This window comes from uncultured Ferrovibrio sp. (assembly GCF_937960835.1).
Classification (GTDB): Bacteria; Pseudomonadota; Alphaproteobacteria; order Ferrovibrionales; family Ferrovibrionaceae; genus Ferrovibrio.
Genome location: NZ_CALGPC010000018.1, coordinates 143,308 through 156,601 on the forward strand (window position 1 = coordinate 143,308; position 13,294 = coordinate 156,601).

General features: G+C 60.5%; 12 protein-coding genes. 11 read left to right on the forward strand and 1 reads right to left on the reverse strand.

The genetic code is table 11. The features are described 5' to 3' along the window. Positions 1-9 precede the first annotated feature (9 nt). The 8 genes from bamA (at position 10) to gloA (ending at position 7,704) form a co-directional block, all read left to right on the forward strand. Positions 10-2,298, forward strand: coding sequence for an outer membrane protein assembly factor BamA (gene bamA, locus Q0603_RS18135; protein WP_298728377.1), 2,289 nt, complete (start codon positions 10-12; stop codon positions 2,296-2,298). Between the two features lie 15 nt (positions 2,299-2,313). Then, the gene (locus Q0603_RS18140) at positions 2,314-2,880 is read left to right on the forward strand and encodes an OmpH family outer membrane protein (protein ID WP_298728349.1); all 567 of its coding nucleotides are present in this window, start codon (positions 2,314-2,316) and stop codon (positions 2,878-2,880) included. A 4-nt stretch (positions 2,881-2,884) separates the two neighbouring features. Then, entirely contained in the window at positions 2,885-3,916 is a 1,032-nt protein-coding gene (lpxD, locus tag Q0603_RS18145; protein ID WP_298728351.1) for a UDP-3-O-(3-hydroxymyristoyl)glucosamine N-acyltransferase, read from the forward strand. After that, a complete protein-coding gene (gene fabZ / locus Q0603_RS18150) occupies positions 3,909-4,379 on the forward strand; it encodes a 3-hydroxyacyl-ACP dehydratase FabZ (protein ID WP_298728353.1) in 471 nt (156 codons plus the stop codon). Before lpxD ends, fabZ begins: the two co-directional genes overlap by 8 nt. 3 nt (positions 4,380-4,382) lie before the next feature. Next, the gene (lpxA, locus tag Q0603_RS18155) at positions 4,383-5,186 is read left to right on the forward strand and encodes an acyl-ACP--UDP-N-acetylglucosamine O-acyltransferase (protein WP_298728355.1); all 804 of its coding nucleotides are present in this window, start codon (positions 4,383-4,385) and stop codon (positions 5,184-5,186) included. Beyond that, on the forward strand, positions 5,170-5,994 hold the full coding sequence (gene lpxI, locus Q0603_RS18160) for a UDP-2,3-diacylglucosamine diphosphatase LpxI (RefSeq protein WP_298728357.1): 825 nt from the start codon (positions 5,170-5,172) through the stop codon (positions 5,992-5,994). Before lpxA ends, lpxI begins: the two co-directional genes overlap by 17 nt. Beyond that, positions 5,987-7,189, forward strand: a complete 1,203-nt coding sequence (gene lpxB / locus Q0603_RS18165; RefSeq protein WP_298728360.1) for a lipid-A-disaccharide synthase — start codon at positions 5,987-5,989, stop codon at positions 7,187-7,189. Before lpxI ends, lpxB begins: the two co-directional genes overlap by 8 nt. Positions 7,190-7,260: 71 nt before the next feature. After that, entirely contained in the window at positions 7,261-7,704 is a 444-nt protein-coding gene (gene gloA / locus Q0603_RS18170; protein ID WP_298728362.1) for a lactoylglutathione lyase, read from the forward strand. A 327-nt stretch (positions 7,705-8,031) separates the two neighbouring features. On the opposite strand, the gene gltA is transcribed toward gloA, so the two are convergent. Continuing rightward, entirely contained in the window at positions 8,032-9,336 is a 1,305-nt protein-coding gene (gltA, locus tag Q0603_RS18175; RefSeq protein ID WP_298728363.1) for a citrate synthase, read from the reverse strand. An 864-nt stretch (positions 9,337-10,200) separates the two neighbouring features. Here gltA and rpsL point away from each other — a divergent pair. Genes rpsL through fusA form a run of 3 tightly spaced genes read left to right on the forward strand, consistent with a single transcriptional unit; the run spans position 10,201 to position 13,167 of the window. Then, positions 10,201-10,572 carry a 30S ribosomal protein S12 gene (rpsL, locus tag Q0603_RS18180; RefSeq protein ID WP_298728364.1) on the forward strand — a complete coding sequence of 124 codons (372 nt, stop codon included), beginning with the start codon at positions 10,201-10,203 and terminating at the stop codon, positions 10,570-10,572. Between the two features lie 15 nt (positions 10,573-10,587). Continuing rightward, positions 10,588-11,058 (forward strand): 30S ribosomal protein S7, encoded by a 471-nt coding sequence (rpsG, locus tag Q0603_RS18185; protein ID WP_298728366.1) that lies wholly within the window; start codon positions 10,588-10,590, stop codon positions 11,056-11,058. Between the two features lie 30 nt (positions 11,059-11,088). Then, on the forward strand, positions 11,089-13,167 hold the full coding sequence (gene fusA / locus Q0603_RS18190; RefSeq protein WP_298728368.1) for an elongation factor G: 2,079 nt from the start codon (positions 11,089-11,091) through the stop codon (positions 13,165-13,167). Positions 13,168-13,294: the final 127 nt, after the last annotated feature.

The window sequence follows — 13,294 nt, forward strand, 5'->3', positions numbered from 1 at the left end:
GTGCCGGAGATGTTCCGCAGCGGAAAACTGCGTATCGTACGCAACGCGGCCCTGATTGCCGTTCTGATCCTTTCCGTGTTCGTGTCGTATGTGCGGGCTCAAGAAGGCCAGCCGATCCGCGACATTGTCGTCGAGGGCAATCAGCGCATCGAAATCTCAACCATTCAGAATTATCTGACGCTGCAGCCGGGCTCCAACTATAGCGGCGTGGAAGCCGACAAGTCGTTGAAGGCGCTGTTTGCGACGGGATTGTTCTCCGACGTCAATCTGCGCCTGCAGGGCGGTACGCTGATCGTGCGCGTAACCGAAAACCCGGTCGTCAATCGTATCCTCCTGGAAGGCAATCGCCGCATTCAGGCAGACCAGATCCGCAATGAGCTGCAGCTCAAGCCGCGGCAGGTATACACCCGCGCCAAGGTGCAGGCTGATACCCAGCGGATCCAGCAGATCTATCGCCGCTCCGGCCGCTTTGCTGCGACGGTCGAGCCGAAGGTGATCCAGCTGCCGCAGAACCGTGTGGATCTGGTATTCGAGATCACCGAAGGCCCGGTGACCGGTGTCAGCCGCATCCGCTTCATCGGCAATCAAAGGTTCAGCGATTCCCGCCTGCGTGAAGAGATCCAGACCAAGGAAACGGCCTGGTATCGCTTCCTGAGTTCCGATGACAGCTATGACCCGGATCGCGTGACTTTTGACCGCGAGAAGCTGCGCAAATTCTATCTGAGCAAGGGCTTTGCGGATTTTCGTGTCATCAATGCGGTCGCGGAGCTGCTGCCGAGCCGCGAGAGCTTCATCATCACCTTCACGGTGGAAGAGGGTGATCGCTACCGCTTCGGAGCGATGGATGTGGTCAGCCAGATCAAGGGCGTTGAAGGCGCTCAGCTGCTGCCCTTCGTCACCACGAAAACCGGCGAGTTCTACAACGCGGACCAGGTTGAGAGCACCATTCAGGACATTACGACCGAGCTAGGTCGGCTGGGCTATGCCTTTGTCGACGTGCGACCGGAGGTGAAGAAGGATCGCGAGAAGCGGATCATCGATATCACCTATACCATCGGTGAAAGCCCGCGCGTCTTCGTCGAGCGGATCGACATCATCGGCAACGTGCGCACGCTCGATAAGGTGATCCGGCGCGAATTTCGTCTGGCGGAAGGCGATGCATTCAATGCCGCCAAGCTGCGGCGTACCCGTACCCGACTGCGCGGTCTGAACTTCTTTGACAAGGTCGAGATCACCGAGAACCGGGGGAGCGCTCCCGACAAGGTTGTCCTGACGACTGAGGTTACCGAGAGGTCCACTGGCGAATTGTCTGTAGGCGTCGGATACTCAACGACGGAAAGCGTGCTGGGCGATATCTCGATCCGCGAGCGCAATCTGCTGGGCCGTGGCCAAGATTTGAAGATCGGCTTCAGCCTGTCGACGCGGCGTCAGCAGGTGGATATGGGCTTCACCGAGCCGTATTTCCTCGATCGCGAACTGGCGGCCGGCATCGACGTGTCACGGCGTCGTACTGACTACGAGCGCCGCAGCAGCCTGGATCAGACGACGACCCAGGCGTCCCCGCGCTTCGCCTATCCGATCACCGAGCATCTGTCGCAGCAGGTTTACTACCGCATCCGGCAGGATAAGATTGACGACATTCAGTTTTCAGCTTCTCGTTTCATCAAGGCCCAGGAAGGCACCTATCTGACCTCGGCCATCGGTCACAGCCTGACCTACGATCGCCGCGACGATCGTATAGAACCGACGACGGGTTACGTTCTGCGCTTGTCCCAGGAAGTGGCTGGTCTTGGCGGCACCGAGCGCTATCTGAAGAACGTTCTGACCGGATATAAATACTATTCGTTGTCGGAGGACGTTGTTCTGTCGCTTGGTGCCGAAGCCGGTATAATCAACGCGCTCGGCGACGATGTGCGGCTCCCGAACCGATACTTCATCGGCGGCGATACCTTCCGTGGTTTCGAAACCGGCGGTATTGGACCGCGCGATATCACGACTGGCGACGCGCTGGGCGGCGAGAAGTACTACAAGGCTGAAGCGGATGTGAGCTTCCCGATCGGCTTGCCAAACGAGTTCGGCATTAAGGGCCGCTTGTTCACCGAGATTGGCGCACTTTGGGATACCAGCGACTCCGGCCCCGAGGTGGTCGATTCCGCCAGCCCCCGCGTGTCGATCGGCACCGGCGTACAGTGGAAGTCGCCGCTTGGCCTGATCCGCGTCGATTTCGGCGTTCCTGTCGTCAAGGAAGATTACGACGAAGACGAACTGGTGCGGATCAACTTCGGTTCACGTTTCTAACAGGAAGTAAAACGAATGTTTCGGATGAAGAGAGTTGCGCTGATCTTGGCGGCATTCGCCGGGCTGATGTTGCCCGCTATCGCCAGCGCGCAAACCAAGGTTCCGCCGGCGGTGATCGCGGTAATCGATTCACAGCGGATCAATCGTGAGGCGGCGGCGTTGAAAAATGCGCGGCAGCAGCTGGAGCAATACCGCGCCAGCTTCCAGTCGGAGATCGCCAAGGAAGAAGAAAAGCTGCGCGCAGAGGAGCAGGAGATCGCCCGTCAGCGCTCGGTGGTCACGCCGGAAGTTTTCGAACAGCGACGGCAGGCTTTCCAGACCAAGGTAATCGACCTGCAGAAGCGTATTCAGGAACGCTCTCAGTCGCTGGAGAAGATGTTGAACGGCGTTCGTGAGCAGGTCACCCTGCAGGTCATCGAAATCCTGAAGGGCCTTGCGACGGAACGCGGCTTCAACTTTGTTCTCGACCGCGCACAGGTCCAGCTTTTTGTCGGCGACAGCATCGACATCACCCCGGAAGTTCTGAAGCGCCTCGATCAGCGCCTGCCGACGGTCAAGGTGGCCCTGCCTTCAGGGAAATAGGGCAATGGCGGATCCGCGGTTCTTTGAGCGGGCCGGGCCCTTCAGTCTGGGCGAATTGGCTAGCCGCATAGGTGCCGAGCTGGTCGATCCCACTCAAGCCTCGAAGCAGATCATAGATGTTGCTCCCCTGGATCAAGCCAATGGGGAGCAACTGGCGTTTCTGGACAATCCGAAATACGCCGATGCCTTTGCTGCCACCAAGGCCGGTGCCTGCATCCTGCATGAAAAGCATCGCAGCTTGGCACCGCCGGATGTGGCTTTGCTGCTGTCACCCAAGCCGTATCTAAGCTACGCCCGCGCGGCGCAGCTGTTTTATCCGGCGCCGAAGCCGCCGGCCGGCATTCACCCATCAGCCGTGATCCAGGATGGAGCTAAGCTGGGAGAGGGGATCTCGATCAGTCCTCTGGCCGTCATCGAGGCCGGTGCCGAGATCGGACCAGGCAGTTCCATTGGCTCGGGCACGGTAGTTGGGCGCAACGTCGTCATCGGCGCTGATTGCCGGATTGGTCCTTCTGTCACACTCACCCACTGCATTATCGGTAGCCGGGTGACGCTCCATCCCGGGGTGCGCATCGGACAGGATGGTTTTGGTTTCGCCCCGGACCCCACCGGACACGTGAAGGTTCCGCAACTTGGCCGCGTTGTGATCGGCGACGATTGCGAGATCGGCGCCAACACGACGGTGGACCGTGGCGCCGGCCCGGACACGGTCATCGGACCGGGGTGTTGGATTGATAATTTGGTGCAAATCGGGCACAACGTGACCCTCGGTCGAGGGTGCATTGTTGTCGCTCAGGCCGGCATCGCCGGATCGACCCAGCTTGGCGATTTCGTGGTTCTGGCGGCGCAGAGTGGCGTCGCGGGCCATCTGAAATTGGGGATGGGGGCGAGAGTGGGAGCAAAGTCGGGCGTGATGACCGATATCCCTGCTGGGGAAAGCTACTTCGGCATTCCGGCAACGAGAGTGAAGGAATATTTCCGTCAGGTCGCCACCCTTAGGCGGCTGACGCAAAAGAAGGGTGCGCAAAATGAATGATACCCAGGCTGGAGCCAGCGCAGGTTCCGTCGACATTCTCCGTATCATGGAGATGATTCCGCACCGTTACCCGATGCTTCTCATTGATCGGGTTGTGGAGATGCATGCCGGCAAAAGCGCCGTCGGCATCAAGAATGTGACGATGAACGAACCGCAGTTCACCGGCCATTTCCCGACCCAGCCTGTCATGCCCGGCGTGATGATCGTGGAAAGCATGGCCCAGACGGCGGCGGTGCTGGTGGTTTATACGCTGGGTAAGGAGTCGGAAGGCAAGCTCGTCTACTTCATGACCATCGACGAGGCGCGCTTCCGCAAGCCGGTTACGCCCGGCGATCAGATGCATATCCACGTCTCGGCGCTGAAGCAGCGCGGCGCGGTTTGGAAATTCGAGGGCAAAGCCATGGTTGACGGCAAGCTCGCAGCCGAGGCGGTATTCTCCGCCATGATCCTCGATAAGAAGTAATCGATGTCGCAGATCCATCCCACCGCTGTTGTCGAAGATGGCGCGAAAATCGGCGCCGGCGTCCGCATCGGCCCGTATTGTCATGTCGGTCCGCAGGTTGAATTGGGCGATGGCGTCGAGCTGCTGAGCCATGCCGTGGTTGCCGGCATTACGACGGTGGGAGAGGGCACCCGGATTTTTCCGTTCGCCTCCATCGGCCATCAGCCCCAGGATCTGAAATTCAAGGGCGAGCCGTCACGCCTGGTGATTGGCAAGAACAATACCATCCGGGAAGGAGTCACCATGAATCCCGGAACCGAAGGCGGCGGCATGCTGACGCGGGTCGGTGATAATTGCCTGTTCATGGCTGGTGCACATGTCGCCCATGACTGCCTGCTCGGCAACAACGTGATCATGGCGAACAACGCCACGCTTGCGGGGCATATCGAAGTCGGAGATTTCGCCTTTGTTGGCGGTCTGGCGGCGGTGCACCAGTTCTGCCGCATCGGTCCGCATGCCATGATCGGCGGAATGTCCGGCGTGGAGCAGGATGTCATTCCCTACGGTATGGTAATCGGGAACCGGGCGCATCTGACCGGCCTGAACCTTGTCGGCTTGAAGCGGCGCGGGTTCGAGCGCGAAGACATCACCAGCCTGCGCGCCGCCTATGATCAGCTCTTCAGCGGCGGCGGAACCTTCGTTCAGCGACTGGACGAAGTTGCACGGAAATTTGCGCAAGTCGCTCTGGTGCAAGAGGTGATCACCTTCATCCGCAATGCCTCAAAGCGCGGCATCTGTCAGCCGCAGGCGGATGGCACATCCTCGTAAACTTGGCTTGATTGCTGGCGGCGGACGCATTCCGGCGCTGGTCCGTGATGTCTGCCATGCCGAGGGACGTCCTCTTTTCATTGCAGCGCTGAACGGCTTTTGCGATCCGGCCACTGTCGCGGGGACGGACCATGCGTGGCTGGATCTGCCCCAGGTTGGCCGTCTACTGAAAACCTTGCGGGAAGCCGGGGTGCAAGATGTCTGCTTGTGCGGACGGGTAGCCAAGCCGGATTTCTCGATGTTGAAGCCGGACTGGCGGGGCGCAATGCTACTGCCTAGCTTCATCAAAGCGGCGATGGTTGGCGATGATGCCATTCTGAGGGTCGTTGTCGCCGTGTTCGAACAGGAGGGCTTTGGCGTTGTCGGCGCTGACGAGATCACCGCCGAAATCCTTGCGAAGGACAAGCAATACGGCGCACTGGCGCCCGATGCCTTCCAAAGGACTGACATAGCCGTAGGCATCGCCGCTGCCCGTGCCTTGGGGCGCGCTGATCGCGGCCAGGCCGCAGTTGCCAGCAATGGACAGGTAGTGGGTCTGGAGGATGATGCAGGCACCGATGCGTTGCTGGACCGGATGGCATCGCTGCCGGCCGCGCGTGGCGGCGTCTTGGTGAAGTGCGTGAAGCCGCAGCAGGAACGCCGGGTCGATCTGCCAACCATCGGTGTGACGACTGTTGAGAATGCCGCGGCTGCGGGATTGAAGGGCATTGCGGTGGAAGCTGGTGCCGCGTTGATCGTCGATGCGCGGGAAACCGCCGCTGCAGCGGATCGCCTAGGTCTATTCCTGGTGGGCTTCCGCGATGAGTGAGGCCCGGCCGTTACGCATTGCCTTGATCGCGGGTGAACCATCCGGTGATGTCCTTGGCGCAGGCCTCATGCGGGCGCTGCGGGAGCAGACCAGCGGGAATGTTGTCTTCCAAGGCGTGGGCGGTGCCCAGATGATTGCGGAGGGTCTGCAAAGCCTGTTTCCCATTGCAGACCTGTCGGTCATGGGGTTGGTCGAGATTCTGCCGCGCGCGCGTCTGTTGCTGCGGCGTATCGACCAGACGGCGCGGTTTATACAGGACAACCCGCCGGATGTTGTCGTCACCATCGATAGCCCCGGCTTCACGCGCCGCGTCGCGCAGCGCCTCTTTGATCAGCGCGTTTCAGAGCATCGTTTCCCGCTGGTGCACTATGTCGCGCCAACGGTCTGGGCGTGGCGCCCGAAGCGGGCGGAGAGACTGACGAGGCTCTATGACCATCTCATGGTCCTGCTGCCGTTTGAGCCGCCATATTTCGAGGCTGTCGGCCTCAAAACCACTTTTGTCGGTCACCCCGCTGTGGAGACCCTGGCGCGGGCTCGCCAAGCCGAGGCGGCAGCCGAACGGAATTTTCGCGAGCGCCATGGCATTGCACCGGATGCGCGCCTGCTTGCTCTCCTGCCTGGCAGCCGGAAAGGTGAGGTTAATCGCCTGCTACCGGTGTTCACCGATGTGCTGCGGCAATTGAAAGCTCATGACCTGAACCTTCATCTTCTGGTGCCGACCGTGGAAACGGTGGCTCCGGTGGTAAAGGCAGCTGCACCAAATTTGCCCATGCCGGCCACGGTGATCGAGGCGCCTGCCGAAAGGTATGCAGCGATGATCGCGGCGGAGGCTGCTTTGGCAGCCTCCGGAACGGCGACTTTGGAACTCGGCTTGGCTGAAACGCCAACCGTGCTGGCTTACAAGGTCAATCCGATTACCGCGGCGATCGTCCGGCGTTTGATCCGCACACCCTATGCAGGACTTGTGAACATCCTGCAGCAGCGGGAAGTCATGCCGGAATTTCTGCAGGAGCGTTGTCGGCCAGAACTGATCACACCGGCGTTGCTGCGATTACTGACCGAGCCGGCCGCCCGCCAGGCTCAGATCGATGCCTGCCGTGCGGTGGCGGTGCAGCTAGGCAGCGCCGAGGCAATCGGGCCGAGCGCAAGAGCTGCGCGTGCTGTTCTTGCCATGGTGGCCGGGGGCAAGGGCTGACTCGACATTGCACCTGTTCCAGCCATATCAATGCCATATCGAAAAATGCATGACCCAAGAGGAGAGTGAGCATGAGTGAAGCCCCCGCATTGCAGAAGACCTCAGGTGCAGAGGCGGCACCCTACCGCATGCTGCACACGATGCTGAGGGTCCTGGATCTCGAGAAATCGCTGGATTTCTATGTCAACAAGATGGGGATGAAGCTGCTGCGGCGGAAAGATTATCCGTCGGGCGAATTCACCTTGGCATTTGTCGGCTACGGCGATGAATCCGAGCAGGCCGTGATTGAGCTGACCCATAACTGGGGCCAGAAGGAGCCGTACACGATCGGCAGCGGCTACGGCCATATTGCCATCGGCGTGCCGGATATTTATGGCCTGTGCGAAAAGCTGCAGGCTGCGGGTGTCAAGATTCCCCGCCCGCCGGGGCCGATGAAGCATGGCGGCAGCGTCATCGCCTTCGTGGAGGATCCGGACGGCTACAAGGTCGAGCTGATCGAGCGTAAGCCCGAATAGGCACTTGCCGAGTTCAGAAAAACGAAAGGCCCGGTGAAAACCGGGCCTTTTCTATTCTGGATCAGGCGTTCAGAACCGCGTGGCGATCCAGGCTAGTCCGACCGCCACGATGACCAGCCACAGCCATGTCTGCGGGCGACGGAGCAGGGAGCGGGGTGCCATCCGATTGTCGTTGGCGGGCAATGGCATGGTGAGGAATCCGGGACGCAACCATCCGTAACCCGTGGCCCGGGTCCCTGAAGGTGGCTGGCCGCCCTGTCGTTCCGCTCCCTTGCGCATCGGCCCGCCTCCCATCGGTGCCGCTCTTTCCATCAATTAAACCGCCGATCAGCCTCGCTTGTCGAGCGGAATAAACGGCCGCTTGGTCGCACCCGTGAAGAGCTGCCGCGGACGGCCGATCTTCTGCGCGGGATCTTCGATCATCTCGTTCCACTGAGCGATCCAGCCGACCGTGCGGGCAAGCGCGAACAGCGCCGTGAACATCGCGGTCGGGAAGCCCATGGCCCGCAGGATGATGCCCGAGTAGAAGTCGACGTTCGGATAGAGCTTCTTCTCGACGAAATAATCGTCTTCCAGGGCAATTCGTTCCAACTCCATCGCCAGCTTGAGCAGCGGCTCGTCCTTGACGCCAAGAACGTCGAGCACCTCGTGGCAGGTCTGGCGCATCACCTTGGCGCGCGGATCGTAGTTCTTGTAGACGCGATGGCCGAAGCCCATCAGACGGAAGCCGGAGCTCTTGTCCTTGGCCTTCTTGATCGCTTCACCGACTTTGTCGACCGAACCGATCTCTTCCAGCATCTTCAGCACGGCTTCGTTGGCGCCGCCATGCGCTGGGCCCCAGAGGCAGGCGATACCGGCGGCGATACAGGCGAACGGATTGGCGCCCGAGGAACCGGCCAGACGGACCGTCGAGGTCGACGCATTCTGCTCATGGTCAGCATGCAGAATGAAGATGCGGTCCATGGCGCGGGCCAGAACCGGATTCACCTTGTACGGCTCGGCAGGCACGCCGAAGGTCATCTGCAGGAAGTTCTCGGCATAGCCAAGATCGTTGCGAGGATACATGAACGGCTGGCCGACCGAATACTTGTAGGCCATCGCCGCAATGGTCGGCATCTTCGCGATCAGCCGGTGCTGGGCGATCATGCGCTGATGCGGATCATCGTAATCCGTCTGGTCGTGATAGAAGGCCGACAGTGCACCGACCACGCCGCACATCACCGCCATCGGGTGGGCGTCGCGCCGGAAGCCGCGGAACAGGAACTGGATCTGCTCATGCACCATGGTGTGCATGGTGATCGAGCGCTCGAATTCGGCGCGCTGCTTGGCGGTCGGCAATTCACCGTTCAGCAGCAGGTAGCAGGTTTCAAGGAAGGTCGATTGCTCGGCCAGCTCGGCGATGTCGTAGCCACGATAGAGCAGCACGCCCTTGTCGCCGTCGATATAGGTGATCTTGCTTTCAGTGCTCGCCGTGGAGGTAAATCCCGGGTCGTAGGTGAAATATCCGGACTCAGCATAAAGCTTGCGGATATCGATCACCGACGGGCCTACAGTGCCGTCCAGAACGGGGAGGGTGATGGTCTTGCCGGTATTCGGATCGTGGAGCGTAACAGGCTGTTTGCCGGCGGTCATAATTGCGTACCCCCAGGGTTGATGACTGCTATCTGATTTGTAGTGCCAACAATTATAGGGGGCGTCGCGCGCCGGAGAAAAGCCTTCGGCTACTCGCAAAATATCCGACCTTAGATGAATAAATTTTGTAGCGACGCCGTGCCGTGTGCGTAGGCGAATGTGTCGATACAAAGAGACAAAACCAACCCCTCTGATAGATATGCGACAGATTGTTTCGCGACCTATGAGAGGTTTTCAGCCGCCGCTTTTCGTCGTCCAGCACTCCTAACATTCCTTGTTTGAAACTAGCCCGTGGTCACTCCTTCGTAACCTTGGCGGCAGGTCTGGGGCGGTCGGGACACCGGTCGGGGCGAGGGCGGGGCGGCGAAGGCCAGTCTGACAAGAGCGGCATGGCAAGGCGGCTTGGGCGATTCTCCGGTTGTGGACATTCATATTCTCCCATAGCCTGCTCGCGAAGGCGGAATGTTCGCTCAATGTTCTGTGTTTTTCGAATGGCCTGAGGCTTGAATCTGTCCCCGGCTCCTTGGCGAATCCGCTCATTTCGCCGGTCGGCCAAAAGATCGTCGAAAAGCTTCAAAACCTGCTTGACCCACCACCGGCCCCAGAGTAGTTTCCGCCCCGCGATTCGACGGTGGTGGTAGGGGTTCAACCTAGACGCACACGTCGATGAACGGCCAGGGTCTCCGTAGCGCTCACGTCGAGACCAGGCTTACGCAAGGGACATACTGACCCCTCTCCGCGGCCGATGGGCCGCAAGGATGGGTCTGGAGCGAAGTTAGGGCGGGCTGCCAGGCTGTGAAGCTGATGGTGGTTCGCCTCGGTTGTTTTTGTGTGTTGGACCAACTTGGCGGAGTTTTCACTCGTATGCCGACGATCAACCAGCTGATCCGCAAGCCGCGTTCGCCGAAGCCGGAGCGCGACAAGGTGCCCGCGCTGCAGGAATGCCCTCAGCGCCGCGGTGTTTGCACCCGCGTCTATACGACGACGCCGAAGAAGCCGAACTCGGCTCTTCGTAAGGTCGCCCGTGTGCGCCTGACCAACGGCTTTGAGGTCACCAGCTACATTCCTGGCGAGGGTCATAACCTCCAGGAACACTCCGTGGTGATGATCCGCGGCGGCCGCGTGAAGGATTTGCCGGGCGTGCGTTACCACATCATCCGCGGTGTGCTGGATACGCAGGGCGTCAAGGATCGCAAGCAGCGTCGTTCGAAGTACGGCGCCAAGCGTCCGAAGTAATCTAGGAGAGACTCGATGTCGCGTCGCCACGCTGCCGAGAAGCGCGAAATCCTGCCGGACCCGAAGTTCGGCGATGTCACGCTGACCAAGTTCATGAACATGCTGATGTACGACGGCAAGAAGTCTGCCGCCGAAGCCATCATTTATGGTGCGCTGGACCGCATCAAGGCGAAGACTGGCAACGATCCGGTCAAGCTGTTCCACGACGCGCTGAACAACGTACGCCCGCAGATCGAAGTGCGTTCGCGTCGCGTCGGTGGCGCCACCTACCAGGTGCCCGTCGAAGTCCGTCATGACCGCGGCCAGGCGCTGGCGATCCGCTGGCTGATCGCGGCTGCCCGCAGCCGTGGCGAGAACACCATGATTGACCGTCTGTCGGGCGAGCTGCTGGATGCGGCGAACGGCCGTGGCGGTTCGGTCAAGAAGCGCGAAGACACTCATCGTATGGCGGAGGCCAATAAGGCCTTCTCGCATTACCGCTGGTAATCGGCGGATCAAGAGTACCTGGAGATCGTCATGCCTCGCACGACCCCTTACGAGCGCTACCGCAACATCGGCATCATGGCGCATATCGATGCCGGTAAGACCACCACGACGGAGCGTATCCTCTATTACACCGGCCGCTCGCATAAGATCGGCGAGGTCCATGACGGCGCGGCCACTATGGACTGGATGGAGCAGGAGCAGGAGCGCGGCATCACGATCACCTCGGCTGCCACCACCTGCTTTTGGCGCGACCATCGCATCAACATCATCGACACTCCCGGCCACGTCGACTTCACCGTTGAAGTCGAGCGCAGCCTGCGCGTGCTTGATGGTGCTGTCTGCCTGTTCGACGGCGTTGCCGGCGTTGAGCCGCAGTCGGAGACAGTGTGGCGTCAGGCCGACAAGTATGGCGTGCCGCGCATCTGCTTCGCCAACAAGATGGACCGCATGGGCGCCAATTTCTTCCGTTGCGTCGACATGATCGTCGACCGCCTCGGCGCCACCCCGCTGGTCCTGGCTTTGCCGATCGGTGCGGAATCGGAGTTCAAGGGTATCGTCGACCTGGTTCGCAACCGCGCCATCATCTGGAAGGATGAGAGCCTGGGGGCTGAGTTCTACTATGACGAAGTTCCGGCCGATCTGAAGGAGCAGGCCGACGAATGGCGTCAGAAGATGATCGAGACCGCTCTCGAAGTGGATGACGCGGCGCTCGAAGCTTATCTTGAGGGCAACGAGCCGGACGAGAAGACGCTGACTGCCTGCATCCGCAAGGGCACCATCGGCGGCAAGTTCGTTCCGGTGCTGTGCGGTTCGTCCTTCAAGAATAAGGGCGTGCAGCCGCTGCTCGATGCCGTCATCGACTATCTGCCGTCGCCGGTGGATCTCGCTGCAGTCAAGGGCGTCAAGCCGGGCACCGATCAGGAGATCGTGCGTAAGACCTCGGACGACGAGCCGTTCGCTGGTCTCGCGTTCAAGATCATGAACGACCCGTTCGTCGGTTCACTCACCTTCGTGCGCATCTATTCCGGCGTTCTGGAGGCCGGCAGCGGCGTGCTGAACACGGTGAAGGAAGGCCGTGAGCGTATCGGTCGCATGCTGCAGATGCATGCGAACAGCCGCGAAGAGATCAAGGAAGCCCGCGCCGGCGACATCGTCGCGCTGGCTGGCCTGAAGAACACCACCACAGGCGACACGCTGTGCGATCCGAACCATCCGATCGTGCTCGAGCGCATGGAGTTCCCGGAGCCGGTTATCGAGGTCGCGGTCGAGCCGAAGACCAAGAACGACCAGGAGAAGATGGCGCTGGCGCTCAATCGTCTCGCTGCCGAGGATCCGTCCTTCCGCGTTTCGGTGGATCAGGAAAGCGGCCAGACCGTGATCAAGGGCATGGGCGAGCTCCATCTTGAGATCATCGTCGACCGCATGCGCCGCGAGTTCAAGGTCGAGGCCAACGTGGGTGCCCCGCAGGTTGCCTATCGCGAGACCCTGACCAAAGTCGCCGATATCGACTACACCCATAAGAAGCAGTCTGGCGGTTCGGGTCAGTTTGCCCGCGTTAAGATCAAGTTCGAGCCGCTTGAGCCGGGTTCGGGCGTGCAGTTCGTCAACGAAGTCGTTGGCGGCAACGTGCCGAAGGAATACATCCCTGCGGTCGAAAAGGGCATCCGGTCGGTCGCCGAGAGCGGCGTGCTGGCGGGCTTCCCGGTCATCGACTTCAAGGCGACCCTGTATGACGGTGCCTACCACGACGTCGACTCCTCGGCGCTCGCCTTCGAAATCGCCGCCCGTGCGGCGTTCCGCGAGGTTGCGCCGAAGGCTGGTGCCAAGCTGCTTGAGCCGATCATGAAGGTCGAGGTCGTGGCTCCGGAAGAGTTCGTCGGCGACGTCATGGGCGACCTGTCGTCCCGTCGCGGTCAGCTGACCGGCACCGAGCCGCGCGGCAACGCGCAGGTCATCAACGCGATGGTGCCGCTCGCCAACATGTTCGGTTACGTGAACAACCTGCGTTCGATGACGCAGGGCCGCGCCCAGTACACGATGGTGTTCGACCATTACGCTCAGGTGCCGCAGAACGTGTCCGACGAAGTGCTGGCGAAGCTGGCTGGCTAAGACACGAACGGCATTTAGAAGATAGACATCCGATATAGCGGAGAAGGCAAATGGCCAAGGCAAAGTTTGAACGTACGAAGCCGCACTGCAACATTGGGACGATTGGTCACGTTGACCATGGCAAGAC

Excerpts from the sequence above, each read along its gene's own strand:
- gloA (WP_298728362.1), top strand. The coding sequence starts at position 7,261 with ATGAGTGAAGCCCCCGCATTGCAGAAGACCTCAGGTGCAGAGGCGGCA.
- bamA (WP_298728377.1), top strand. The coding sequence starts at position 10 with ATGTTCCGCAGCGGAAAACTGCGTATCGTACGCAACGCGGCCCTGATT.
- lpxI (WP_298728357.1), top strand. The coding sequence starts at position 5,170 with ATGGCACATCCTCGTAAACTTGGCTTGATTGCTGGCGGCGGACGCATT.
- fusA (WP_298728368.1), top strand. The coding sequence starts at position 11,089 with ATGCCTCGCACGACCCCTTACGAGCGCTACCGCAACATCGGCATCATG.
- lpxA (WP_298728355.1), top strand. The coding sequence starts at position 4,383 with ATGTCGCAGATCCATCCCACCGCTGTTGTCGAAGATGGCGCGAAAATC.
- fabZ (WP_298728353.1), top strand. The coding sequence starts at position 3,909 with ATGAATGATACCCAGGCTGGAGCCAGCGCAGGTTCCGTCGACATTCTC.
- rpsG (WP_298728366.1), top strand. The coding sequence starts at position 10,588 with ATGTCGCGTCGCCACGCTGCCGAGAAGCGCGAAATCCTGCCGGACCCG.
- rpsL (WP_298728364.1), top strand. The coding sequence starts at position 10,201 with ATGCCGACGATCAACCAGCTGATCCGCAAGCCGCGTTCGCCGAAGCCG.
- lpxD (WP_298728351.1), top strand. The coding sequence starts at position 2,885 with ATGGCGGATCCGCGGTTCTTTGAGCGGGCCGGGCCCTTCAGTCTGGGC.
- Q0603_RS18140 (WP_298728349.1), top strand. The coding sequence starts at position 2,314 with ATGTTTCGGATGAAGAGAGTTGCGCTGATCTTGGCGGCATTCGCCGGG.
- lpxB (WP_298728360.1), top strand. The coding sequence starts at position 5,987 with ATGAGTGAGGCCCGGCCGTTACGCATTGCCTTGATCGCGGGTGAACCA.
- gltA (WP_298728363.1), bottom strand. The coding sequence starts at position 9,336 with ATGACCGCCGGCAAACAGCCTGTTACGCTCCACGATCCGAATACCGGC.